The 24068-nt window shown below is 68.8% G+C and carries 22 protein-coding genes; 16 read left to right on the top strand and 6 right to left on the bottom strand.

Annotation, left to right across the window (positions count from 1 at the left end; genetic code table 11):
- Positions 1 to 2 precede the first annotated feature (2 nt).
- From OG300_RS15240 to OG300_RS15215, 6 genes are all read left to right on the top strand, one after another.
- Positions 3 to 1127: an ABC transporter ATP-binding protein gene (locus tag OG300_RS15240; RefSeq protein WP_405496368.1), complete on the top strand. Its 1125-nt coding sequence runs from the start codon at positions 3 to 5 to the stop codon at positions 1125 to 1127.
- Between the two features lie 34 nt (positions 1128 to 1161).
- Entirely contained in the window at positions 1162 to 2532 is a 1371-nt protein-coding gene (locus OG300_RS15235; protein WP_405496366.1) for an ABC transporter substrate-binding protein, read from the top strand.
- Positions 2529 to 3386 (top strand): metallophosphoesterase, encoded by an 858-nt coding sequence (locus OG300_RS15230; protein WP_405496364.1) that lies wholly within the window; start codon positions 2529 to 2531, stop codon positions 3384 to 3386. Before OG300_RS15235 ends, OG300_RS15230 begins: the two co-directional genes overlap by 4 nt.
- Positions 3387 to 3388: 2 nt before the next feature.
- Positions 3389 to 4342 (top strand): carbohydrate ABC transporter permease, encoded by a 954-nt coding sequence (locus OG300_RS15225; RefSeq protein ID WP_405496362.1) that lies wholly within the window; start codon positions 3389 to 3391, stop codon positions 4340 to 4342.
- Complete coding sequence (locus OG300_RS15220) at positions 4335 to 5159, top strand: carbohydrate ABC transporter permease (protein ID WP_405496360.1); 825 nt, start codon at positions 4335 to 4337, stop codon at positions 5157 to 5159. The genes OG300_RS15225 and OG300_RS15220 overlap by 8 nt, the downstream gene beginning before the upstream one ends.
- A gap of 71 nt (positions 5160 to 5230) precedes the next feature.
- On the top strand, positions 5231 to 5764 hold the full coding sequence (locus tag OG300_RS15215; RefSeq protein ID WP_405496358.1) for a hypothetical protein: 534 nt from the start codon (positions 5231 to 5233) through the stop codon (positions 5762 to 5764).
- 7 nt (positions 5765 to 5771) lie between these two features.
- Here the strand turns inward: OG300_RS15215 and OG300_RS15210 are convergent, their stop codons facing one another.
- The 5 genes from OG300_RS15210 to OG300_RS15190 form a co-directional block, all read right to left on the bottom strand.
- Entirely contained in the window at positions 5772 to 6170 is a 399-nt protein-coding gene (locus OG300_RS15210; protein ID WP_405496356.1) for a VOC family protein, read from the bottom strand.
- Positions 6163 to 6948, bottom strand: coding sequence for a phosphosulfolactate synthase (locus OG300_RS15205; protein WP_405496354.1), 786 nt, complete (start codon positions 6946 to 6948; stop codon positions 6163 to 6165). The genes OG300_RS15210 and OG300_RS15205 overlap by 8 nt, the downstream gene beginning before the upstream one ends.
- Positions 6930 to 8147, bottom strand: coding sequence for an acyltransferase (locus tag OG300_RS15200; protein ID WP_405496352.1), 1218 nt, complete (start codon positions 8145 to 8147; stop codon positions 6930 to 6932). Before OG300_RS15200 ends, OG300_RS15205 begins: the two co-directional genes overlap by 19 nt.
- Positions 8144 to 9637, bottom strand: coding sequence for a class I adenylate-forming enzyme family protein (locus OG300_RS15195; RefSeq protein ID WP_405496350.1), 1494 nt, complete (start codon positions 9635 to 9637; stop codon positions 8144 to 8146). Before OG300_RS15195 ends, OG300_RS15200 begins: the two co-directional genes overlap by 4 nt.
- Before the next feature lie 103 nt (positions 9638 to 9740).
- Entirely contained in the window at positions 9741 to 10490 is a 750-nt protein-coding gene (locus OG300_RS15190) for an SGNH/GDSL hydrolase family protein (protein WP_405496348.1), read from the bottom strand.
- A 160-nt stretch (positions 10491 to 10650) separates the two neighbouring features.
- Between OG300_RS15190 and OG300_RS15185 the strand changes: the two genes are divergently transcribed.
- Positions 10651 to 10995, top strand: coding sequence for a VOC family protein (locus OG300_RS15185; protein WP_405496346.1), 345 nt, complete (start codon positions 10651 to 10653; stop codon positions 10993 to 10995).
- An 83-nt stretch (positions 10996 to 11078) separates the two neighbouring features.
- On the opposite strand, the gene OG300_RS15180 is transcribed toward OG300_RS15185, so the two are convergent.
- Positions 11079 to 12257: an FAD-dependent monooxygenase gene (locus OG300_RS15180; protein WP_405496344.1), complete on the bottom strand. Its 1179-nt coding sequence runs from the start codon at positions 12255 to 12257 to the stop codon at positions 11079 to 11081.
- Between the two features lie 403 nt (positions 12258 to 12660).
- On the opposite strand from OG300_RS15180, the gene OG300_RS15175 reads away from it, so the two are divergent.
- From OG300_RS15175 to OG300_RS15135, 9 genes are all read left to right on the top strand, one after another.
- On the top strand, positions 12661 to 13101 hold the full coding sequence (locus tag OG300_RS15175; RefSeq protein ID WP_405496342.1) for a hypothetical protein: 441 nt from the start codon (positions 12661 to 12663) through the stop codon (positions 13099 to 13101).
- Positions 13102 to 13210: 109 nt separating this feature from the next.
- Positions 13211 to 15934, top strand: a complete 2724-nt coding sequence (locus OG300_RS15170) for a phosphoenolpyruvate synthase (RefSeq protein WP_405496340.1) — start codon at positions 13211 to 13213, stop codon at positions 15932 to 15934.
- The gene (locus tag OG300_RS15165; protein WP_405496338.1) at positions 15931 to 19287 is read left to right on the top strand and encodes an AMP-binding protein; all 3357 of its coding nucleotides are present in this window, start codon (positions 15931 to 15933) and stop codon (positions 19285 to 19287) included. The genes OG300_RS15170 and OG300_RS15165 overlap by 4 nt, the downstream gene beginning before the upstream one ends.
- Entirely contained in the window at positions 19284 to 19541 is a 258-nt protein-coding gene (locus tag OG300_RS15160) for an acyl carrier protein (RefSeq protein ID WP_405496336.1), read from the top strand. Before OG300_RS15165 ends, OG300_RS15160 begins: the two co-directional genes overlap by 4 nt.
- The gene (locus tag OG300_RS15155) at positions 19538 to 20626 is read left to right on the top strand and encodes an SDR family oxidoreductase (RefSeq protein ID WP_405496334.1); all 1089 of its coding nucleotides are present in this window, start codon (positions 19538 to 19540) and stop codon (positions 20624 to 20626) included. Before OG300_RS15160 ends, OG300_RS15155 begins: the two co-directional genes overlap by 4 nt.
- Positions 20623 to 21522: a nucleoside-diphosphate kinase gene (locus tag OG300_RS15150; protein ID WP_405496332.1), complete on the top strand. Its 900-nt coding sequence runs from the start codon at positions 20623 to 20625 to the stop codon at positions 21520 to 21522. Before OG300_RS15155 ends, OG300_RS15150 begins: the two co-directional genes overlap by 4 nt.
- Complete coding sequence (locus OG300_RS15145; protein ID WP_405496330.1) at positions 21519 to 22490, top strand: ScbA/BarX family gamma-butyrolactone biosynthesis protein; 972 nt, start codon at positions 21519 to 21521, stop codon at positions 22488 to 22490. Before OG300_RS15150 ends, OG300_RS15145 begins: the two co-directional genes overlap by 4 nt.
- Positions 22487 to 23119 carry a nitroreductase family protein gene (locus OG300_RS15140; RefSeq protein WP_405496328.1) on the top strand — a complete coding sequence of 211 codons (633 nt, stop codon included), beginning with the start codon at positions 22487 to 22489 and terminating at the stop codon, positions 23117 to 23119. The genes OG300_RS15145 and OG300_RS15140 overlap by 4 nt, the downstream gene beginning before the upstream one ends.
- Complete coding sequence (locus tag OG300_RS15135) at positions 23116 to 24060, top strand: hypothetical protein (RefSeq protein ID WP_405496326.1); 945 nt, start codon at positions 23116 to 23118, stop codon at positions 24058 to 24060. The genes OG300_RS15140 and OG300_RS15135 overlap by 4 nt, the downstream gene beginning before the upstream one ends.
- Positions 24061 to 24068 lie beyond the last annotated feature (8 nt).

Genomic DNA, 24068 nt, shown 5'->3' with positions numbered 1-24068 from the left:
ACGTGGCTCGGCTGCAGATCGACGCGGTGTCGAAGAAATTCGGCGCCGACTACGCGGTGCGCGAGGTGAACCTCGACATCGCCGACGGAGAATTCCTGGTCCTGCTCGGCCCCAGCGGCTGCGGCAAATCCACGCTGCTGCGCATGATCGCGGGACTCGAGCAGCCGTCCGAGGGACGAATCCTGCTGGACGGCAACGACATCACCGATGAGGTGCCGCAGCGGCGGGACCTGGCCATGGTGTTCCAGAGCTATGCGCTCTACCCACACCTGTCGGTGGCCAAGAACATCGGCTTCCCGCTGCGGGCGCGTCGCCGCCCGCGGGCACAGATCGCCCAGCGCGTCAGTGAGGTCGCCGCGACCCTGGAGCTCTCGGCGCTGCTCGAGCGTCGCCCCGCCGCGCTCTCGGGCGGGCAGCGGCAGCGAGTCGCGTTGGCGCGCGCCATGGTTCGTGATCCCGGCGCGTTCCTGATGGACGAGCCGCTGTCGAACCTGGACGCGAAACTGCGCAGCGCCACCCGCGGTGAGCTCATCGCCCTGCACCGCCGGTTGGGGGCCACGTTCCTGTACGTGACCCACGACCAGGTGGAGGCCATGACCATGGCGACCCGCATCGCGCTGCTCAACGGCGGACAGATCGAACAGGTTGGGACTCCCGAGGAGCTCTACGACCGTCCGCGCACCGCGTTCGTCGCCGGATTCCTCGGCTCGCCGCCGATGAATCTGTTTCCGGCGCAGGTAGTTTCGCAGGACGGTGCGTTGCGGGTGCGGACCGAGGGCATCGACGTCGCGCTGGGTATCGACGCCGAGCTGCCCGCCGACACCGAGGTGCTCGCGGGCATCCGGCCCGAACGCCTGCGCATCGATCCCACCGGGACCGCCGTGCGCGGCCGCATCACCATGGTCGAGAACCTGGGCAGCGAGGAGCTGGTGCACGTCAGCGCGGGCGACGTCGAGCTGTGCGTGCGGGCCACCCGGCCCGCCGGGGTCGCGGTCGGCGAGGACATCGCGCTGCGCACCGACCCCGCCGATATCCACCTGTTCGACAAGGCTTCCGGCCTGCGCCTGACCTGGCAGGAGCCCGAGACGGCCGCCGTGCAGGACGCGGTCGCGGTCTCCGTCGCCTGAATTTTCACACCCCCCGTTCGATGAGGAGAACACCGTGAAACGCACCGCGCCCATGTTGGGCATGGTGTTCGCCGCCTGCCTCGCGCTGACCAGCTGCGGGCTCGGCGGCACCACCGCCAGCGACACCACTACGGCCGGCAAAGTACCGGAACTGCGTCCGGACCAGCAGGTTTCAATCGTCTTCGAGTCCTACAACTACGGTATGGCCGGAGCCTGGACCGACACCTTCAACGGCCTGATCGCGGACTTCTCCAAGAAGTTCCCGAACATCAAGGTGACCGCGCAGAAGCCGCAGGGCAACAGCCCCAACCCGGCCACCGACACCATCTCCAGCATCCAGAACCAGATCGTCGCGGGCACGCCGCCCGATGTCGCCCAGTTGGGTTTCAGCGACCTGGATTTCACCATCCACCAGCTCGGCGCGAAGCCCCTGGACACGCTGTTCGGCAAGGACGCGGTACAGGCCAACTTCGACGGCGCGAAGTACCACTACAACCCGCGCGCCCGCACCCTCGACGACTGGGACGGCCACACCTTCGGCGTCCCGTTCGTGTTCTCCACCCCGGTGCTGTACTACAACGCCAGCCTGTTCACCCAGGCCGGTCTGGATCCGGCCAAGCCGCCGGTCACCTGGCAGCAGGTCGCCGACGCCTCCAAGGCAATCACGTCCAAGACCAATCAGGGCGGCATCTACATCGACTGCCTGACCAAGGCCGCCAAAGACTGGTGCCTGCAGTCGATGGTGCGCTCCAATGACGGTCGCGTGATCTCCCAGGATCGCCACACCCTCACCTACGCCGACGCCCCCAGCGTCGAGGCCGTGAAGATGGCCCAGGATCTGGTCAACTCCGGCAGCATGCCGAAGCTGCAGCAGAAGCAGGGCTACGAGGCGTTCGCCCGCGGCGAGATCGGCATGATCCTCGAAACCAGCTCCATCCAGGGCACTTTCGTGGCCGGCGCCAAGGACAAGTGGGACCTGCGTTCCGCGCCCATGCCGCGCTTCGGTGACAAGCCGGCCGTGCCCACCAATTCCGGTGCGGGCCTGCACATCCTGACCTCCGACCCGGCCAAGCAGCGTGCCGCCTGGGAGCTGATCAAGTTCCTCACCAGCGAAGAGGCCTACGTCAAGATCTCGCAGAACATCGGCTACCTGCCGCTGCGCTCGGACATGATGACCGACCCGTCGGCGCTGGGTTCCTGGGCGGTGCAGAACCCGCTGCTGCAGCCCAACCTGGCGCAGCTGTCCACCATGGAGCCGTGGGTTTCCATGCCGGGCAACGACTACCTGCAGATTCGTGACGGCATGATGGACGCCGTCGAGTCGGTGGTGTTCCAGGGCAAGGACGCCCAGTCCACATTGACCGCCGCCCGCAATGAGGGCGCCAAATTGCTGCCCGCGTCATGACCGGCCTGACTCTGGTCCAGCTCACCGACACCCACCTGCGGGTGGCCGGTGAACAGGTCCTCGACAATGTCGACACCCACGCGTCGCTGGTGCGGGTGCTCGAGCGGTTGCGCACCGGAGGACGCAATATCGACGCGTTCATCCTCTCCGGTGACCTGACCGACACCGGTGCGCCCGAGGCGTATCAGCGGCTGCGTGCGGCCGTCGAACCGGTGGCGGCCGAACTCGGCGCCCAGGTGCTCTACGTGATGGGAAACCATGACGAGCGTGGCGCTTTCGCCACCGAGCTACTCGGGCAGGACCCGGATCAGGTGGACACCGCGGTGCCGCTCGACCAGGTCATCGAGGTCGACGGCCTGCGGGTGATCGGCCTGGACAGCACCACCCCGGGGCTGCACGACGGCCGCCTCGAGGTCGAACAGCTGGCCTGGCTGAGCGCGCAGCTCGAGCGGCCCGCCCCGCGCGGCACGCTGCTGGTGCTGCACCATCCGCCGCTGCCCTCGGCGATTCCGGCGGCGGAGTTCCTCAAGCTGCGCGACGCCGATCAGCTGGCAGAGGTGCTCGCGGGCACCGATGTTCGGATGATCCTGTGCGGGCACAACCACATGACGGCGGCCTCGGTGCTGTCCGGGATCCCGGTATGGGTCGGTCCGGCCATGGCCTACCGCATCGACGCCATGGGTCCGCTGGGTCGTCAGCAGGGTTTCGTGGGTTCGGGATTCACTCGTCTGGACGTGCTCGGTGAGACGGTGATCGCGACCGCGGTCGAGGCCGCCCCGTCGACGCAGCTCTACGACAAGTCGGAAACCGAAGTGCAGGAACGCCTCTCGGCGCTCGCGGCGGAAGCCGGGTAGCGGTGTTCGTCACTATCGTCGAACCGGACGCGCCGCCGGTGATCGCTTCGGCACCGGCGGTGCGTCCGCGCCGCGCACTGTGGCCCCGGGTCGCGCGCGTCGCGGCGCCCTACCTGTACCTCGCGCCCGCGCTGATCCTGCTGGTGGTGTGGACCTATCAGCCGCTGGCACAGGCGCTGCAGCTGTCCACCTACTCCTGGAACCTGCTGCCGACCTCGCCGATGAAATCGGTGGGCACCGCCAATTACGATCGGCTGGCGCATCTTCCGGCGTTCTGGGATTCGATCGGCCGCACCGGGGTGCTGATCGGTGGCATGCTGCCGTTCACCGTCATCCTGCCGGTGGTGATCGCGCTGGCCAGCCGCAAGGTGGGGGCGCGGGCCCGGACCGTCTATCACGCCATGATCTTCACGCCGTTCCTGGTCGCGCCGGTGGCGGCGGCCGCGGTGTGGCGCTGGCTGCTGCACCCGCGCACCGGCTTCGTCGACAGCATGCTGGGTTCGCAGCGCAACTGGGTGTACGACGTGCAAACCGCGCACTGGGTGATCATCGGCATCACCGGCTGGCAGCTGATCGGGTTCGCGGTGCTGGTGGTGTGGGCCGGATTGGCCGGTATCAGCGGTGATTACGACGAGGCGGCCCGCGTCGACGGCGCCAGCCCGGCGCAGATCCGGCGCTGGATCACCATGCCGCTGCTGTCGCCGACCCTGCTGTTCCTGGTGCTGACCACCGTATTGCTCAGTCCCACACTGACATTCCCGCTCATCGACACCATGACGCAGGGTGGTCCGGCGCAGGCCACGACCAATATCTACTACCTGCTCTACGAGTACGCGTTCCACAACTTCGACGCGGGCCTCAGTGCCGCCGCGGGTGTCGCGCTGTTCGTGGGCTTCGGTGTGGTGGCCGCGGGGCTGGTCTGGATCTCGGAAAAGGTTGCCTTCCACGATGACTGAAACATCGCTCGTCGAACGCCTGCGGTCCGCCGGCAGCCATGTGCTGCTGGCGGTCACCGCCGTGGTGTGCGTGTTCCCGATCTACTGGCTGTTCGCGACCGCGCTGCGCCGTCCCGAGGACGTCACCTCGCTCTCGCCGATCCCGTGGCCGCTGTCGCTGAGCAACTTCTCCGACGCGGCCCGGCAGGTCGACATCACCGGGCTGATGGTCAACACCTTCATCGTCGCCGGTCTCTCGGCCGCGGGGCAGTTGTTGATCGCGCTGCTGGCGGCCTACGCGTTCGCCATGTACACCTTCCGTTTCCAGCGGCTGCTGTATCTGGCGTTCGTCGGCACCTGGCTGGTGCCGTTCCAGGTCACCATGCTGCCCAACTACATTCTGCTGACCCGGCTCGGACTGCTCGACACGCTGGTCGGCGTGGTGCTGCCGACGCTGTGCTCGGCGCTGGCGGTGCTGTTGCTGCGTCAGCACATGTCGGCGTTCCCCAAGGAGCTGGTGGCCGCCGCCCGCATCGACGGGCGGGGCTCGTGGTCGATCCTGTGGACCGTGGTGGTGCCCAACCTGCGGCCCGCGCTCGCGGCGCTGGCGATCCTGCTGTTCATCAACTCGTGGAACGAATACTTCTGGCCCGCGGTGGTGCTGCGGCGTTCCAACGGTGTGCTGCAGTTGGGTTTGCGCAGTTTCATGGGCACCGAGGGTGATCAGTGGGGGCCGATGATGGCGGTCGCGGGGCTGGCGTGTCTGCCGGTGCTGCTGCTGTACCTGCTGTTGCAGCGTCATATCGTCAACGCGTTCGTGCGCTCCGGCCTCAAGTAGGTCACCGGGAGGTTGTCCCGGGGCTCGCGGCGGTGCTTGTCCCGGGGACGATGCCGTGGAAGGGTCTGGGGATGCCTGCGCCTCGGATGCGAAACAGCTTGTCGGTCAGCGTCTTCGCCGTCCTCGCGGCGGGAGGTCTGGTGACGGGTTGCTCGTCGGACTCCGGGACCACGCCCGCCGCGGTGGTCACCGGAACCACCTGGGCCTTCACCCCCGAGGCGGAGATCCTGCCGCCGAGCGCGACGGTGCCGAGCAGCACCCCGCCGCCCGGCACGACGACCGCGGCCGGCGGTGCGGTGTGGACGAATTCGGGCGACGCGGTGACCACCGTGCGGCGATATCTGTTGCGGTGGACCGGAAATCCGGTGCAGGCCGACGACACCGAGGGCCGCTATCCGCTGGTGTGCGCGGGCTCGACGCTGGCCAACAATCCCGGGAGGCTCACCGGCACCATCGGATTCGCCGACGATCAGGTGAAGCTGACGCAATCCGACGGCAGCGCGGTATCGGTGCCGGTGCGGAATTCCTCCGGCGTCACCACCACCCGGACCTTCACGGTCGGCACCGGGGCGCAGGGCCTGTGCCTGTCCGACGTCACCGGGTGAGCGGCGGTCAATACATCATGCGCGGGTCCAGGTAGTGCTTGAACTCGAGCAGGTTGTTGGACGGATCCCGCAGCACCACCGTCAGATGCTCCTCGACCATTCCGGCGAAACGCGTTGCCGGTTCGGCGAAGAACGGCAGCTTGCGCATTTCCGCGAGCTTCACCAGGCGATCGAAATCCTCGCGCTCCCGAAACGTCACGCCGAAATGGCGGGGATACATCCGCGGTTCGGCGTCGACGATATCCGAGCGGTGGCACACCACCTGATCACCGAAGAAGTCCAGGGTGATCCGATCCGGGTAGCGGCGTGCCAGTTTCGCGCCCAGCCCGCGCACGTAGAACTCCTCGGCGGCGTCCAGGTCGAGGGCGGGGATGGCGAGGTGGAAGGCGTCTCGGGTGTCACGCACGGGCGGCCTCCGGTCCGGGGAAATCGGTGATGGTGTCGGCGCGCAGACCCAGGCGCAGCGTTTCCAGGCCGATCACGTCGCCGGTGTGGATATTGCCGAGGTTCACCTGCGGGCCCAGACGGCGCAGCAGGTAGATCTGCAATTCCTTGGTGGGGGCCTCGAACATCAATCGGTTGGTGTCGATGGCGGATTCGGCGATCTCCTCGATGAGCCCGTAGCGCAGTTCGCCATTGGGGCGGCAGATGCCGCTGCGGCCGCTTTCGCGGGCCTCGGCGATCACCAGCTGCGCACCCGCGTCGAGATCCTGGTTGATGTACTCGATCCAGCGCGCGGGGGACAGGGTCTCCGAACGGTTCGGATCCTTGAACCCGACCTCCGAGAGCACCGTGAACTCGTCGGCGAAACGCCGGATGTACTCGGCCTTCTCGGCATTGGGCAGCGGGATCGCGCCATTGGAGATCTCGACCACGGTCGCCCCGGCGTCACTGCACAGCTTGTACCACTCGTCGACCCGGCCGTTCATCACGAACTTCTCGAAAAGCGTGCCACCGAAATAGAATTCGATGCCGTTGCGGCGCGCGGCCTGGGTCTTGCCGAGAATGTCGTGGGTGGCCAGACAGGTGCCCCAGCCGAATTTCACGTAGTCGATGAGATCGCCGTAGCTCGAGACGATGTCGTCGAACTGGCCGCTGGGCAGTCCCGGATCGATGACCATGGTCAGGCCGCGGTTGCGGGGTTTGGCATCGCGGCCCGGCAGATTCAGGGTGTGGGTGAACATACGACCTCCTTCGAGGCGCCGTCGGATGGCGTCGGGTTGCGGAATCGCCGGGGAATCAGCACCGATACGTCGGTGCGCAGCATGGGTCGGCCGGTGAGCCAGAGACTGCCCGGAATCCGGCGCAGCACTTCGGTGGTGGCGAGGGCCAGGCCCACCACGGCCAGATACAGCAGCACGGTTTTCCACGGCTGCGGCAGGTGCGGGAATTTCGGGATCAGCATCTCGATGAACAGCGGATGCACCAGGAAGATCCCGAAGGAGCGATCCGAGCCGTAGCGGATGACCCGGGCCAGCACATCGCTGTCATCGCGGCGGGCCGCCCAGCGGGTGCCGAGCAGGTACAGGCCCGCGCTGACCGCGACGAACCACAGCGTCATCTGCGGGACGAACACATCGCTCGCACCCCACGGGGGCAGGCCGTGATGGACCAGGAACACGTAATTCGCTTCGGCCGCAACGCCGGTCAGCAGTAGGACTGCCACAATCACGCGGCCGTGCGCGCGCAGGAAGGCGTGCACGGCATCGATGTGCCAGGCGGTGACCGCACCGAGGATCGTGAAGAACTGGTACGGCAGCACGCTGGCGGGAACGTGGGTCCACAGCTCGCCGGACAGCCCGGTCGTGAACGGCGGATAGTGCAGGTAGTACAGGACGACCAGATGCAGTGCGGCACTGCCGGTGAGCAGCCAGCCGTGATGACCGGCGGTGACCTGCAACAGCTTTCGCAGCAGCGGGAACAGCAGGTACGCCTGCATGGTCACCAGCAGGAAGTACAGGTGGTAGTAGGCGGTGCCCCACACCAGATCCAGACCCAGGCGGCTCAGCAGCCAGGGAACCGAACCGTGGTTCTGGCCCAGGTGGATCGAATACGCCCAGTACACCACCGACCACGCCACATACGGGATGCCGACCAGGGCGAAGCGCCGCCGCCAGAACGTGGTGGCGCGGAACGACTTTCCGGCGAACTGGTAGACCAGCACGAAACCGGTGAGCGCGAAGAAGGCGAAGCGGGTGAAGTGCAGCAGGGTCAGGATGCCGTGCGAGGTGTCATTGCCGGAGTCGTTGGCCTGGTCGATGACGTGCACCGCGATGACGCAGGCGAAGGTCAGCACCCGAAACAGGTCGACCTGGTACAGGTGTGGCCGCGCCGGCGCCCGGCGGGGCGGGTCGGCGCGCTGAATGTCGGTGGCTGTCATCATGAGTGGTCCGCGGCCGAGCGCAGCAGATGCCGCCGGACCTTACCGGTGGGCGCGCGCGGGAAGTCCTCGACGAATCGGATCTCGACCGGATGCTTGTACGGCGCCAGATGCCGCGCGCAGCGCTCGTAGAGCCGCTGCGACAGGCCCGCCGTGTCGCCGGTCGGAATGGCGAAAGCGACCGGTACCCAGCCGAGTACCGGATCCGGACGGCCGACGACGACCACCTCGCGGATCCCGGGGTCGGGCAGCAGTACCTCTTCGATCTCGCGCGGATACAGCAGTTCGCCGCCGCGATTGATGACGTCGTCGCCGCGACCGGTCAGGTAGACGAAACCGGCGGTGTCCACCCGGCCCAGATCGCCGGTGTCGAGCCAGCCGTGCGCGTCGAAGCGGTCGTGGGCGCGGCCGCCGTGATAGCCGGAGATCACGCCCGCGCCCCGAATGTGCAGGCGGCCGGTGTCTCCCGGCGGCACCACGGTGCCACGCCGATCCCGGATCTCGACCTGCACACCGACCGGTCGCCCGCACGAACCCGGCGGTGCGATGCCGTCCAGCGGGGTCGCGGTGATCTGGCTGGCGGCCTCGGTCATGCCGTAGCTCTCCACGATCGGCACACCGGTGAGCGCGGTGATGCGGTCGCGCACCGCGACCGGCAGCGGGGCCGAGGCCGACCGAATGAAGCGCAGCCCGGTGCCGCCGGGGATCTGCTCGCCGGTGCCGAGCACCGACAGGATGGCGGGGACCGCGTTGAGCCAGGTGATGCGGCGTTCGGCGAGCAGCTCCCAGAAGCCCGACGCGTGGAAGCGGCGGTCCAGGACCAGGGTGCCGCCCGCGATCGAAGTCGCGAGCAGCGCAACGACTTCGGCGTTGATGTGGAACAGCGGCAGGCAGTTGTAGCCGCGGTCGGCGGCGGTCAGCCGATTGTGCCGGGCCACCGCACCCGCCACGTGCAGCAGCTGGGTTTCGCTGAGCCGCACCGCTTTCGGTTCCCCGGTCGATCCGGAGGTCGACAGCAGCACCGCGCCGCGACCGGCGTGCGGGACCGCACCCAGTGTCCGCGCCGGGCCCGGATCCGCGGACAGCAGTGGCACCCCGCAGTCCGCGGCCAGTTCGGGGCGCGAGCCGACGACCGCGGCCGGATGCACGCTCGTGAGGGTGCGCCGCAATTCGTCGAGAGGCGCGCGTGGATCGACCGGCAGCACACAGCGTCCGGCCGCGATGAGCGCGAGGAAGGTGGTGGCGAAGTCGAGGGGATCGTCGAGATCGACGACGATCACCGCGCCGGGGCGGATCCGGCACGCCTCGAGCTTGCGCGCCCAGCCCAGGGTGAGGGCCCATAGCTGCCGGTAGGTGCGGGTCCGGCCGCTGCGCGCATCCTCCAGAAAGGTTCGCGGGCCGGATATTCGGGACTGCTCGGCGACCGTCACCGCGAGCGTGCCCGCGTGTGAAGGGTTTTCGCCTGGCTCCTGGAACTCGGCGATCGCTTCCATCTCACCAGCGTGAGCGTCGAACCTGTGACATTGTTACCTCATTTCTGTGAGGTTCCTGCACGGTCCCGGCGAGTCTCGCCGACACGGCGAGGGTTGCCCGATGTCAGCTGTGTGAGGTCCGCGCCGCCGGCTCGGTCGGCACATGCACGACGCCGTCCGCGCGCAGGCCTGAGGCGAGCTCTCCCGCGATCCAGCGATGCCCGGCCGTGGTCGGATGTAACCCGTCGGCCAAGCGCGGGAAATGCCACTTGGACACCAGCGGATCGAAGACCACCGCGTGCGGGTCGGCGCTGTGGGTGGCGGCCACGATCTCGGCATCGGTGTCCCACACCGCCTGCGCGGGATGATCACCGGTCGGGAACACGGTCAGCACCGCGATGGCCGAGGTCGGCGATTCCATTCGGACCAGCCGGATCAACTGTTCCACCCCGGCGCGCAACAGTGCCGGAGGTGCGCCGACGTCATTGTGTCCGGACTGGATGATCACCAGTGCCGGATGCAGATGTGGCAGATCGAGTTTCGGCAGCAGCCGATCGAGGGGTCCCAGCGACCGCGCCCCGCCCGCGACGAATCCGGCACCCGGATCCGCGCTCACCACCACCCGCCACCCGATCGTGTCGGCCAGCACTTCCGGCCACGCCTGCCGCGGCGATCCGGCGCCCGTCCCGGCCGCGAACGAGGCCCCCAGCACCGCGAGCACCGGCCCCTTATCCCGCATCGCGCCGCCGCCCGCAACCCCCGCCGCCGCTACCGCCCGTTCGTGCGGCCGCAATATGGCCATATCGCACGACACGGCGAACAGCGACAAACCGGCGAATCCAGCAGCGAGCCAACGGGACAGGGTGCGATGCACGCCGCCCTTTCTATCGGCCGCCCGCACGCCGGTCAAGGCAAGTGCCCTTGACCGGTCAGCGACCCGCGACGGACCGATCAGGAATCGAGAAGCCCCGGACGGGGGTCGAACCATAGCGTTGGTGTCACGGAGTTCGACACGACATGAAGGAGCACCTCCGATGGCCAGCAAACTTGACGCGATCCTCTACCCCGTCACCGATATCGCAGCCGCGAAAGCCCAGTTCACCGCGCTGCTCGGGGTGGAACCCGCGGTCGATCAGCCGTACTACGTGCACTTCCAGCCCGCCGACTCCCTGGCTGTCGGCCTGGTCCCCAACGGCCGCGACCGCGGCCTGACCGGCGGCACCCCGTTCTGGACGGTCGACGATATCAACGCCGAGGTCAAGGCCCTGGTCGAAGCGGGCGGCACCGTCACCGAGGACCCCCACGACGTCGGCGGCGGCAAGCTGGTCGCCGTGGTCCAGGACGCCCAGGGCAACGTGATCGGCCTCGCCCAGTCCTGACCCCCGCCAGGACCAAGATCAAGGAGCCCTCACCGTGCCGATTCGGGCAAGAGTTCGCGGTGAGAGCTCCTTGATCTTGAAGGTCAGCGGTAGCCCAGTTCCGACAGGGTGTAGGCGATGTCGCGGCGGACGGCGGGGATCCGGGTGGCCAGGCCGATGAGGGTATTGCGTACCGCGCGTGCGGGTTTGGGGGAGAGGGTGGCCACGCGGGTCATGCGATCGGTGAGTTTGACGACGTCGGTCGCGACGGGTCGGCGGGTGGATTCGTAGTCGTCGAGCAGGGTGTCGGGCTGTCCGCCGAGGACCTGGGACAGGAGTCTGCCCAGGACGGCGGCGTCCTGGATGCCGGTGTTCATGCCCTGACCGCCCGCGGGGCTGTGTACGTGCGCGGCGTCGCCCGCGACGAAAACCCTTCCGGCGCGGTAGGTGTCGGCGACCCGGTGGTGTACCCGGAAGCGGGAGCTCCACAGCAGTTCGTGGACGGTGATCTCGCCTGCGGGGCCGCGCGCGTCGAGCAGCTGCTGCACATGCTCGAGGTCGGGCTTCTCGGGTGCCTCGTCGACGGTGGCGACGACGCGGTAGCGCATACCGTCCGGGTCGGGCAGCGGCGCGACTACGGTGACGCCCTGCGGGTCCAGGTGCAGGCCGACCTGCTGGCGCGGTTCGGGCCAGGTCATGCGAATGTCCGCGAGTACGAACGACTCCGGATAGGTGGAGCCGGTGAAGCCGATGCCCGCCTGTTCGCGCACCACACTGTGCATGCCGTCTGCACCCACCACATAGTGGGCGGCCAGGGTGCCGGTGGTGCCCGTGCTGTCGGTATAGGTGAGGGTCGCGCCGTCGGCGTCCTGCGTCACCGCGGTGACCTCGTAGGGGCGCGCGACCTCACCGCCCACCTTCCGCAGCCGCTCGAGCAGGACCTCTTCGGTGATCTCCTGCGGAACGAGCAGGGCGAACGGATAGTCGGTCGGCAGATCCGCGAACGAGAGTTCCGCCAGTTCGTGCCTGCCGTCGTGCAGCACGAAGGTGTCGACCACCTCACCGCGTTCGATCAGGGTGGCGGAGATCCCGAACTCCGAGAGCACCTCCAGGGTGCGGGCGTGCACCACGCAGGCCCGCGAGGTGTTCGCGCCCTCGGAGATCTTGTCCAGCAGCACGAAATCCACTCCGGCGTCCGCCAGCGCGATGGCGACGGTCATGCCGACCGGACCCGCGCCGACTATCGCCACCTCGGTCGTCGGGGGAATCGGGTTGACGCTCATGTTTACTCCTCGATCGTGCCTGCACAGCGCGGTTCGATCTTGCGGGCGGCCGAAATCGATTGCAAGACCCCGGTACTCGAGGCACGAACTCGTGGAACACCCTGAGCCGGGCCGCGGTTGGAATGAGGGCGGGGTGCGACCTGAGGCTGATACCGCCGACTACCGGAGGGGGATGGCAGGGCGTGATCGCTGGTGGAGAATTTCCTGCGCGTCCCGTGATCACCAGCGTTCTTTAGGAAACCTCACAGGCGCAACGGATCCGACGCACAGCTGCGGGGACGAGGGTAGTCCTCGGAACCCGCTGGGGCGGGTCCGGACAGTTATCCGGAAATCGACGCGTGAACTCGCTTTACCTGGTGAATGGGAGAACACAGTGCCCGCAACGTCTACTCTCGCTGTCCCCGTGGCTTCGACGCAGATCGCAGACGACTACCGGGGCCACGGCTGGACCGTGTCGGTGACCGCCGACGGCATCGAGCTGATCACCGATGCGCGCATCGCGGCGGTGGAGTTGACGGGCGTACAGGCGGCCACGGTGCGCCGTTACCTGCGGGCCAACAACCTCTCCGGTCCGGTGATCGAGATCCAGGGCCGCGAGCGTCGCGAGATCCACCTGGTCGTCGGCGCGGGCAAGGCCTTGCGCGCCATCGAGATGCTCCGCGAGTCCGGCGCGACCGTGTACACCGACGGCGCGCGGGTGGCGCTGCCCGCCGGGGATCCGGCGATGGGCTGGGGAATCGCGCCCGGCGAGGCCCGCTGGGTGCCGCCGCTGGTGGCCATCTCCGCCGCCGTGACCGCTGCGAATCGGTCGAATCGGTCGAACCTGCGGAAGCTCGCCTGCTGAGGCAGACCCGAGAAGTAAGGGCTGGCGCGCATTTGAAAGAGGGATTATTCAGAAGGGGACCCTCTGATCTTGCTCGGTGAGCGCCTGAGCGAGGTGACCATCAGGGGTGATGGGAGAACTTGTGCGGGTACTCGGCCCATGGTCGGAATCGGGGGACCTGGCCGCGAGTGGTGGTGGTAAGGCGCAGGGGTTGTATGCGCTGGGGGAACTGGGGGTTCCGGTGCCACGGTGGGTGGCACTGGGCAGCGACGTGTTCGAAGAGTTCGCCGCCGCAGCGGGATTGGGGCCCGCACTGCGCGAATTCGCCGCGATCGACGAGGTGGCGGCGGCGGTGGAGCGGGCCGCGGAACTGCGGGCCGCGCTCGCGGTGGCCGAGATCGCGCCGGACGTGCGGAAATTGCTCGTCGAGGCGTGGGAAGCCCTGGGAGAGAGCACGATCGCGGTGCGCTCGTCCATGCTCGCCGAGGACGGTGCCGAGCATTCCTTCGCCGGGCAGTTCGACAGTCACCTCAATGTGCGCGGCCTGGACGCGGCGATCGAACGAATCCGGGACTGCTGGGCGTCGGCCTTCTCCGAGCGCGCGGTGCGATATGCGTTCGCGCGCAATCTGTCTCGGTCCCTCGTGCCCGCCGTGGTGTTGCAGCGGCTGGTGGCCGCCCGCGCCAGCGGTGTGGTGTTCACGCTCAATCCGATGACCGGGGCCCGGGACGAGCTGGTGATCAGCGCCGTCTACGGGCTGGGGGAGGGCTTGGTCTCCGGTGTGGTGGACGCCGACTCGGTGATCGTGGACAAGGACACCGGCGCGGTGCTGGACATCGTGGTGGGGGACAAGGATATTCGCTACGAACCCGAGGACGGCCAGGGTGTGGCGGCCGTCGAGGTGCAGGCGACGCAGCGTGGTGCCGAGGTGCTGGCCGCCGCCGAGATCGCCGAGCTGACCGAGCTCGCGCGCAAGATCGAGGTCGAACGCGGTGCGCCGCAGGACATCGAGTGGGCCATCGACGACGCGGGCATCTGGCTGTTGCAGGCCCGCCCGATCACCGCCGTCGCCGCGACCGCCGCGGATCGATCAGCGGAATTGCGCGGCGCGGGCGAGCAGGTCGGTCCCGACGAGGCGCGAATCTGGGACAACTCCAACATCATCGAGAGTTTCAGCGGCGTCACCTCACCGCTGACCTACACCACCGCGGCCGACATCTACGGCCGGGTGTATCGGGGCTACGCGGCCTCACTGCGGGTGCCGCCCGCTCAGTTGGAGCAGACCGACGCGTGGACACCGGTGCTGCTGGGCAGTTTCCACGGTCGCGTGTACTACAACCTGCTGCACTGGTATCGCATGGTCGGCATCGCGCCGGGCTATCCGCTCAATCGCAAGGTCCTCGAGGCCGCGCTCGGCGTGGCCGAACCGCTGCCGGACGAGATCGCGAAGACGCTGCGCCCCTTCGAATTCGACTCCACGTTTGCCCGGCTGCGCTCGCGCGCGGTCACCACCGCGACCTATGTGCGACGGCTGTTCGGCATCGACACCATGATGGAGCGGTTCACCACCGAGTTCTACCGCGTCTACGACGAATACGACTCGCTGGACTACACCACGCTGACCGGCGAGCAGGCCTACCGCTCCTACCGCACCGTCGACCGCGATCTGGTGGAGCGCTGGGGACCGCTGATGGTGCTCGACGCCATCCTGCTCACCCTCACCGGACTGATGTTCGGGCTCACCAAACTGCTGCTGCCCAAGGCTCCGGAATGGTTCCTCTACGCGGTGCTGGGTCCCGGCGCGGATATCGAATCCGCCGAACCGGCCCGCGCGATGACGGAACTGGCGCTGCTGGTCCGCGCCGATGAGACGCTTACCGAGCTCATCAATTCGACTGCGCCGGAAGCTGTTCCGGACGCACTGCGAACGGGCGGCCACCACGGGTTCATCGCGGCCGTCGAGGACTATGTGAACCGCTACGGCTACCGCAGCCTCGACGAACTGAAACTGGAGACCCCGGATCTGCGGGAGGATCCGTCGAGCCTGTTCGTCATGCTGCGCAGTGCGGCGAGCCGGGTCGGTGACACGGTCGCCGCCGGGCGCGGCGCGGAGGCCGAGGACTACCTCGACGCGCGCCTGCACGGCGTGCGCCGCCGCGTCTATGAACGGTTGCGCGCCAAGACCGCTCGCTGCGCCGCCCATCGTGAACGCCTGCGCTTCTGCCGCACCCGGGCCTTCGGCATGGTGAAGCGGATGATCCGCGTCATGGGCCGCGACCTGGTGGCACGCGGCGTGCTCGCGGAGTTCGACGATGTCTTCCAGCTGACCGTGCACGAACTGCGCGGCTGCTACGAGGGCGCGGACACCGGGGCACTGCGTTCGGTCGTCGCGGCCCGAAAGGCGTTGCGGGCCAGGGATTCCACGCTGGTCGCCCCGGCCCGATTCCGCACCGTGGGCCCGCGCCTGGGCAATGCGGAGCTGACCGCGCAGGGCTGGGTGCCGATCACCGCGACCGCCGCCGCCACCGTGGGCACCGTGCTGGTGGGCATGCCGTCCGCCGCCGGTGTGGTCGACGGCATCGCGGTGGTGGTCGACGAACCCCGGGATGTCGCGGGCGGCATCCTCGTCGCCTACCGCACCGATCCCGGCTGGGTGGCGGCCCTGCCGTCGGCGTCGGCGCTGATCATCGAGCGGGGCAGTCCGCTCACCCATGTGGCGATCGTGGCCCGCGAGCTGGGCGTGCCCACCGTGGTGCAGATTCCCGACGTCACCCGCCAGTTGCGCACCGGGATGCGCATCCGAGTCGACGGCGCCGGTGGAACCGTGACCGTGCTGCCCGAAGGAGAGCTGTGAGCGACCGCGAAGACGAAACGACCGTGCGGAACTGGCTCGTCGAGCCGAGCGCGGACACCGGGCTGTACCTGGCCGACGAGGCCGACGGGTGGGAGTACCGCAGCTATCGTGAACTGGCCGAACAGGTCTGGTCCATCACCGGACTGCTGCGCGCGCACGGACTGGGCTCCGGCGACGGGGCCTGCGTCATCATGCCGACCGGATTCCCGTGTGTGGCAGCGTTCTACGCGGTATGGGCCTGCGGCGGCGTGTTCACGCCGGTGGCCCCGCCCATGTTCGGTGACCTGGCCGCGATCGTCGCCCACATCGCGGGCATCCTGGAGCAGGCCGCACCCCGGGTGGTGGTGACCTCCCCGGAGTTCGAGCAGTTCGTGCGCGAGGCCGCCGCCGTCGCCGGACGCGAGGACGAACCGCTGGTGATCGGCACCGCCCTGCCCTCCGCGCCCGAGGTGCGGGAACTGGGCGCGGCAGCGGAAGTCGCACTGCTGCAATTCACTTCGGGCTCCTCGGGTGCGCCCCGGGGCGTGCGGGTGAGCTGGCCCAACCTGGCCAACAACATCGACATGATCACCCGGCTGATCGACTGGCGGACCGGCGACGCCATGGTGTCGTGGCTGCCGCTCTACCACGATATGGGGCTGGTGGGCGCGTTCCTGACCGGTGTCACCGCCCAATCCGACCTTTACCTGATGCGCCCGGACCAGTTCGTGCGCGACCCGATCCGCTGGCTGCGCGCCATGACCCACGCCCAGCACGCGGCGTCGCCCTCCTTCGCGCTCGGCTATGTGGCGCACCGGGTCCGGCCCGAGGAGATCGCGGAGCTGGACCTGTCGGGCTGGCGCACCCTCGCCATCGGATCGGAACCGGTCGAGGTCGCCGACCTACAGGCCTTCACCGAACTGACCGGGCCGCGCGGCTTCTCGACCGGCGCGCTCACCCTGGCCTACGGCCTGGCCGAGGCCACCCTGATGGTGACCTCGTCGCCGACCCGTCGCCCGATCACCGCGCTGCGCCTGGACAACCCGAAACTCCGTTTCGGCGAACCGATTCCGGTGCTGGAGGAAGCCGTCCTCGACGACACCCACCGGGTGTCCGGCGCGGGCTGGATCACCGGACTCGGGTTCTCGACGCCGGAATCCACCGTCACGGTGGTCGACGACGAGGGCCGTGCACTGCCCGACGGTGTGCTGGGCGAGATGGTCGTGACCGGTGATTCGGTGGCGCTCGGCTACTCCGGAAGTCCCGACACCGGTTCGACGACGCACTTCCAGGACGGCCGCCTGTACACCGGCGACGCCGGATTCCTGTACCGCGGTGAGGTTTTCGTACTGGGCCGGATGGGCACCAGCCTCAAGGTGCGGGGCCGCTCGGTGTTCATGGAGGACATCGAATCGCGGGTGGCGCAGGAAACCGGGCTCACCAAGGGCAAACTCGCGGCCGTCGGCATCGTGGAGGCCGGGGTGCAGGGTGTCGCCCTGTTCGCCGAGACCGCGCCCGGCGACTGGATCACCGAGGCGCGCGCCATCATTCGCGGGCAGCTCGGACCCGCGCAGACCGCGCACATCGTGACCGGTCCGCGCGGACTGATCCGCCGGACCTCCAGCGGTAAGCCGCGCCGCCGTCACATGTGGCAGCTGTTCAAGGACGACGAACTGCCCGGCGCGGTGCTGCACGACTCCGATGCGAGCGCCGGGCCCGCGGTCGAACCGGATGTGCCGCAACCGGGTCTGCCGCTCGAACGGCTGCGCGGGCTGCTCGAGGCCGCGTCGCGATCGGTGTCGATTCCGGATGAAGCCGCTGTCCTGTTCGAGGGTTCCCTGGCCGAGGGATTCGGCAATGCGGGTTCGGATATCGACTTCCTGGTGGTGACGGACGGTTCCGAGGAACTGCCCACGTTGCCGACCGTGCTGTTCCTCGACGGCCGCCGGGTGGAGGTGCGCACCCGCTCGCTCGACCAGCTGCGGCGGCAGCTCGAACGGGTCACCGGCACACCCGATGAGGATGTCCTCAATCGCTGTCAGCGGTTCCTGCGGGCGACCGTGGTGCGGGCAGGCAGCGTGGACCTGGACGGGCTGCGGGCGCTGATCGGGCACAGCGCGTTCGCCGATGTCGTCGCGGGATGGTGGACCGAGCGTGCCCGCCACGCCCTGCGACACTCGATCGCCTTGCGCGCCTTCGGGGTTCACGCCGAAGCCGCCGGGTGGGCTCTCGACGGCCTGACCCAGTCGATGAAGGCATGGGCCGCCCGGCGAGGCGAGACCTACCTGGAGACGAAATGGCTGCCCCGGCAGCTGGACCGCCTCGGGGCGGACCCATTCATCGACCGCTATCGCGAACTGCTGCGGGAGGACTCGGACCAGAACTGGTGGGAGTCGCTGCTGGCGTTGGCCGCGGAGCTCGGCGTGGACGGTGTCGCCGACGACGCGCACGCGCTGATCTTCACCCGCCGCCCGGCCGTCACCACCTGGTCGATCGCCGGGCGAGTGCACGTGCTGCGCGCCGACAGCGAGGTCTTCGTGCTCTCCGACCGGTCCGCGCAGGCGTGGCGGTCGGTGGTGTTCCGGCAGTCGGTGCGTGATGTGCTCGCGCGCGCTCCGCACGAGATCGGTGCGGAGCTGGCTGAATTCGTGCGACTGGGATTCGTCGGCCTGCAGTGGCGCGGCGGTGAGGTCCTCACGCCCGCGCTGGCCATGTGCAAGCCGGTCGAGCAGTACACGCCGGCCGCCGCCGTCGCCTCCCCGGCGCTCGGACTGGCCGGGGCGGCCCGTGACAGTGCGATCGCGACGCTGTCACCGCTGTCCGCGCAGCGCTTCACCGGCAGCGGTCTCAACCTGGTGTGGTCGAACGTGGTGCTGGAGAACGCCCGCGAGGATCTCGTCGGCGCGGTCAAGGACGCTCAGGTGGAGGTGGCCGATATCGCCGCGCACCGGCTGATCGCCATGAGCGTGCGAGTGCTGTTGAGCGCCTTCGGCGTTCATCCGCTGCCCGCCGACGTGGACCCGGTCGGCACGGTCGACCGCCTGCTGCCGTCCAACACTCGCGGTCGTGCCGAACTCGTCGCCGCACTGGAATCCGCTGGGCGCGTGCGCTTCTCGGCACCCGGCAGTGACGCCCTCGCCGGACTGGCCGTCCTCGACGATTTCGTCACCACCGTGCGTGGCGTCGCCGCCGATCCCGCCGACTTCCCGGCCTCCTTCGACTCCCGGGAGCAGTGGCAGCGCACGCTCGCCCTCGGCTACGACTGGTTGCGCCTGGCCGGATACCTCGACACCGACCTTCCCCTGGACGAGGCCCGCGATCTGCTGGCCAGCGGCGGCCAGCAGCCGCACCTGCGTGAAAGCGAGCGGTCATGACCACCGAAAACCCTGTCGCCGAACGTGTCCGGCAGATCGTCGCCGCCATGGCTCCGAACTCGGCGGCCGACCCCGCCGACGAACGCCGCCTGATCGAGGACCTCGGCTACGACTCGCTGCGGCTGATGGAGCTCACCGTCGTCCTCGAACGCAGCTTCGAACTGCCGCGCTACCGGCCCGAGCAGCTGATGGGCGTGCTGCGCGTCGGCCAGGTCGTGGATCTGGTGGTCACGAGCCTGGAGGTGCGGGCATGAGCGGCGACACCGTGCTGCTGACCGGAGCCAGCGGCCTGGTCGGGGCCGAGGTGGCGGCGCGCCTCACGGTCGCCGGTCGCCGGGTGGCCGCTGTGCTGCACAGCAATTCGGATATCCGATGCAACAACGGCAGCGTCGTCGAACCGGCGCTGCGGGTGTCCGGGGATATCCGCAGGCCCGGGTTCGGCCTGCCGGACGACATCGCGGCGCGGCTCGGCACCGAGGTCGGGCTGATCGTGCACTGCGCGGCCACCACCGCCTTCGACGCCACCCCGGAAAGCTACGAGGAGCTCAATGTCGGTGGTGCGACGCACGCCGTGCAACTGGCCCTCGACTGGGATGTGCCGCTGGTGCACGTGAGCACCGCGTATGTGTGCGGGCTGCGCGGCGGGGTCATCCGCGAGGACGAACTCGACACCGGTCAGGGATTCGGAAACGGCTACGAGCAGAGCAAGTTACGGGCCGAACAGCTGGTGCACGCGGCGGGGGAGCGCGGACTGCGCTGGACCATCGTGCGGCCCGGGATCGTCACCGGCGGCCTGAGTGACGGTGCCATCCGCGAGTACAAGAACCTCTACACGGTCGTGAAACTCATGGTCGAGGGGAAACTGCGCACCCTGCCCGGCCGCTACGACGCCACCCTCGCCCTCGCCCCCGTCGATCATGTCGCCGACGTGATCGCCGCCGCCGTACAGGATTTCGACGCGGTGGCGGGGCAGACGCTGCACGCCGTCGGCCGTGACACGCTCTCGCTGCGCGAGGTCTCCGATGTGCTGGCCGAATACCCGTCGTTCGACGTCGCGACCTTCGTGCCCGAATCCTCCTTCCGCGCCGAGGATCTCGATCCCATCGAGCGCGAGTACTACCAGCGCATCGGCGTGCTCTACACCAGCTACTTCCAGCGTCGGCTGAGCTTCGACACCACCGACGCCGACCGGCTGCTCGATGGTCTGCCGCCCCGCACCGGCAAGGACTACCTGCGGCTGCTGCTGGACCACTGCCTGGAGACCGGGTACCTCGGCGCACCGCTGCTGTCGATCGAGGACATGTTGGCGCGCACCAGCTTCGGTGAGGTGACGCGATGAACGGCGACCCGCTGCGCACCCTGCTCGAGCAGCTCACGCCGTCCAAGGAGAAGGTCGACGCCTATCTCACCGACACCTATCTGCTCGAGACCGTCGATCAGACCCGGCGTCTCGGCATCGACACCGAGCGCTTCGCGGCCGAACACGCACTGCTGCTGCTCAAACCGGACGCCATCGTCGCGCGTGCCGTCGAACCGACCCTGCGGTGGCTGTCGGACAACGACTTCCGGGTAGTAGAGGCCCGCCGCGTGGTCGTCGACCGGCACGTGGCGCGCGCCCTGTGGTATTTCGCCTGGAACATCGCCTCGCCGGAGCGTCGCAGGCTGGCGGATCTGCTGGTCGGGATCTCCGACGTGCTGGTGCTGGTGGTGCACGGCCCCGTCGGTGAGCTGCCGACCTCCGTGCGGCTGACCGCGTCCAAGGGCGCGACCGATCCGCGCAAACGGCAGCCCGGGGAACTGCGGCACCTGCTGGGCCGCCACAACTATCTGCTCAATCTGGTGCATTCGCCCGACGACCCGGCCGACGTGCTGCGCGAACTCGCCATCTACTTCGACGAGCACGAGCGGGCGGAGCTGTTCGCCCGCGCGGCCGACGGAACCGACCGTTCCGGCGTCGCCGCGGCGCTGGCCGAGGAACTGTACGCGGTCACCCCGGCGCGCAGTTTCGACCGGGCCGAGGCCCTGGCGGGGGTGTGCGACGCGCTCGGCCGCACCGCACCGGAATCCGATGCCGAACAGGCGACCTTGCTGAATACGGCGTGGTCAGCGGGCCGCGATCTTGATCCGTGGTCGACAATCGTGCTCGGTTCCCACGTCCTTCCCATGCGCACCGGGACCGGATCGCAAACCCTGCGACCCGTGGGCGCGACCGATTGGCTGGAGGCCAGACCGTGACACAGGCAGAAATCGCGACAGCGTCCCACATCCGCACCATTCCGCGCGCCCTCGCCCACCGGCAGGCCGTGTCGGAAGTCTTCGTCACCTCCCTGGACGAGGCGAGCGCCGACAGCTTCGTGGTGGGTGCGCAATTGCCGCGCATGCACGGGCACTACGGCGATCACGCGGGCGAGCTCGCCCGCCACCACGATCTGGTGGCGGTCATGGAGGCCGCCCGGCAGGCCTCGATCGCGGTCACCCACGAGTTCTATGGGGTGCCCACCGACTGCGCGTTCCTGGTGCGCACCTTCAACGGCACCGGGGTCGACGCACCGAGCTGGGAGATCGGTGTCGCCCCCGCCGACCTGGAGTTGCGGGTGCGGGCGCTGCGCAAGCATCACCGCGACGAGACGCTCCAAGGTCTGGACCTGGTGCTGGAAATCAGTTGCGGGGGAATCGAAATGGGGACCGTCGACGGCTCGTTCTCCTGGGTCGCGCCGCAGCAGTGGGGTGCGCTGCGGGCCGGATTCCGCAAACGCCTCGGGCTGCGGGCCTTCGAGACCGCACTGCCGATCGGGGAGCGGGCCGCGGCGGGTCTGGTGGGCCGGGAGAACCCGCGCAATGTGGTGATCGGGCCGCCGGAAGCCACCGCGACCGGCACCCGCGCCGCCGTGGTCACCGACACCACGCATCCGATCCTGTTCGACCATCAGCTCGACCACGTGCCCGGCAACCTGCTCATCGAGGCGTGCCGGCAGACCGCGCTGACCACTCTCGGCGGTCGCACCTGCCGGCTGGTCAGCGTGACAAGCACTTTCGAGCATTTCGTGGAATTGGATCTGCCCGCCGAATGCGTGGCCGAGCGCACCGAATCCGGCGTCGATGCCACCGTCGTGCACTGCGAGATCCGGCAGCTGGGTGCCGTCGCGGCCCGCATCGACCTCGAATTCGCCGACGGTGCCGCGGAATCGGAGACCGATCGGTGAATGTGGAGTTGCTGACCGGCACCCGCGCGGTACGCAAGGGCCTGGATCTCACCCGTCCGGTCTCCGATGCGGAGCTGGCGGCCTGCCTCGATATCGCCGTGCACGCGCCGAGCGGATCCAACCGGCAGCCGTGGCGCTTCGTCGTGGTGCGCGACGGCGGGCTCAAGGCGGCGATCGGCGAGTACTACCGGAAGGGGTTCGCGGCCAATCTGTCCGGGCGGACACCACGCCCGGACCAGCTCGCTGACCTCGGCTCGGGACAGTACCTCGCCGATCATCTGGGCGAGGTGCCCGCGCTGATCCTGGTGTGCTCGCTGGGGCGGCTGCCCGCCGATGCCCCGCCACTCCGCCAGGCCAGCTTCTACGGCTCCATCTATCCGGCGGTGTGGAATCTGCAATTGGCTTTGCGGGCAAAGGGTCTGGGTTCGACCATGACCACCGCGCACCTGGCCTACGAGCGGGAAGTCGCGGAGCTGCTCGGCATCCCCTTCGACGAGGTGAGTCAGGTGGCGCTGCTGCCGGTCGCGCACCTGCTGCCCGGCCGGGCAGCGGCACCGCCGAGACGCACACCGGCCGCGGAAGTCACCGGGTGGGACGGCTGGGTCGGAGCCGAAGGAGTGCGGGGGTGACCGAGCTGGCTGAAAGACCCTCCAGCACAGCCGGGTTCGGCGCGGTCGGGCGGATCATGCGGTTCACCCGCGTCATGTACAAGCCGCACTACCTGCTCTACGGCATCCTGTGGACGCTCGCCCTCGAGGGCACGGCCGCGCTGCTGACCCGCCCCGGATCAGGCTGGCACCCGACCGGGGCGACCGTCGCCCGCATCGCGATCGTCGCCCTGGTGCTGCTGTACCTGCGCATGGTCGACGAACAGAAGGACCTCGAATACGACCGGGTGCACAATCCCGATCGGCCGCTGGTCACCGGCGCGGTGAGCGCCGCCGACCTGCGCGGGGCGATGACCGTCATCGCGGTCGTCGCCATCGGCGGCAGTCTCGCGCTGTCGGTGCGCTCGGCGGTCGCGATCGCCGCCGTGCTGGCCTACGGGCTGATTCTCTGGGGGCTCGAACAGCTTTCGGAGACGGTGCGCACCGATATCCTGCTCAACCTCGTGGTCACCTACCCGGTACAGCTGCTGGTCACCGCCTACGTGGTGCTCTCGGCCGTCGACACCGGGGAGGCGGCGGCGAGCTGGCGGGTCGCGGTGGTGGCGATCGTGTTCGCGGGCGCGTTCCTGCAATTCGAATTCGCTCGCAAGACCTGGCGGGTCGCCCGGCCGGGGGAGATGTACTACTCGAATGCCCTGGGCGCGCGCGGAAGCACGGCGGCCTCGGTGCTGCTGGCGGTAGCCGCCGTCGTCACCGAGATCGTCGTGGCGCGACCGTGGGACATGTCCGGCGCGGCCGCCGTGATCGGGTGGATTCCCTTGGTACTGTGCGTGATTCCCGCCATCGGCTCGGTGCGGTTCGAGCGGTCGGAGGATCCCGAATATCCGGTGCTGCCCGCCGTCGCGTTCATTCTCACGCTGTACCTGACGCTCATCGCGCAGGCGGTGGTGGCCACCCGCTGACCGGGCGT

Origin of the sequence: Nocardia sp. NBC_00511 (genome assembly GCF_045161165.1) — a bacterium.
Taxonomy (GTDB): Bacteria; Actinomycetota; Actinomycetes; order Mycobacteriales; family Mycobacteriaceae; genus Nocardia.
The sequence above is the reverse complement of the archived record's forward strand: the minus strand, read 5'-3'. Positions and strand labels throughout refer to the sequence as shown.

Coding starts and splice junctions, on each gene's coding strand:
- OG300_RS15230 (WP_405496364.1), top strand. CDS start 2,529: ATGACCGGCCTGACTCTGGTCCAGCTCACCGACACCCACCTGCGGGTG.
- OG300_RS15220 (WP_405496360.1), top strand. CDS start 4,335: ATGACTGAAACATCGCTCGTCGAACGCCTGCGGTCCGCCGGCAGCCAT.
- OG300_RS15215 (WP_405496358.1), top strand. CDS start 5,231: ATGCCTGCGCCTCGGATGCGAAACAGCTTGTCGGTCAGCGTCTTCGCC.
- OG300_RS15205 (WP_405496354.1), bottom strand. CDS start 6,948: ATGTTCACCCACACCCTGAATCTGCCGGGCCGCGATGCCAAACCCCGC.
- OG300_RS15200 (WP_405496352.1), bottom strand. CDS start 8,147: ATGATGACAGCCACCGACATTCAGCGCGCCGACCCGCCCCGCCGGGCG.
- OG300_RS15195 (WP_405496350.1), bottom strand. CDS start 9,637: ATGGAAGCGATCGCCGAGTTCCAGGAGCCAGGCGAAAACCCTTCACAC.
- OG300_RS15185 (WP_405496346.1), top strand. CDS start 10,651: ATGGCCAGCAAACTTGACGCGATCCTCTACCCCGTCACCGATATCGCA.
- OG300_RS15180 (WP_405496344.1), bottom strand. CDS start 12,257: ATGAGCGTCAACCCGATTCCCCCGACGACCGAGGTGGCGATAGTCGGC.
- OG300_RS15170 (WP_405496340.1), top strand. CDS start 13,211: ATGGGAGAACTTGTGCGGGTACTCGGCCCATGGTCGGAATCGGGGGAC.
- OG300_RS15160 (WP_405496336.1), top strand. CDS start 19,284: ATGACCACCGAAAACCCTGTCGCCGAACGTGTCCGGCAGATCGTCGCC.
- OG300_RS15155 (WP_405496334.1), top strand. CDS start 19,538: ATGAGCGGCGACACCGTGCTGCTGACCGGAGCCAGCGGCCTGGTCGGG.
- OG300_RS15150 (WP_405496332.1), top strand. CDS start 20,623: ATGAACGGCGACCCGCTGCGCACCCTGCTCGAGCAGCTCACGCCGTCC.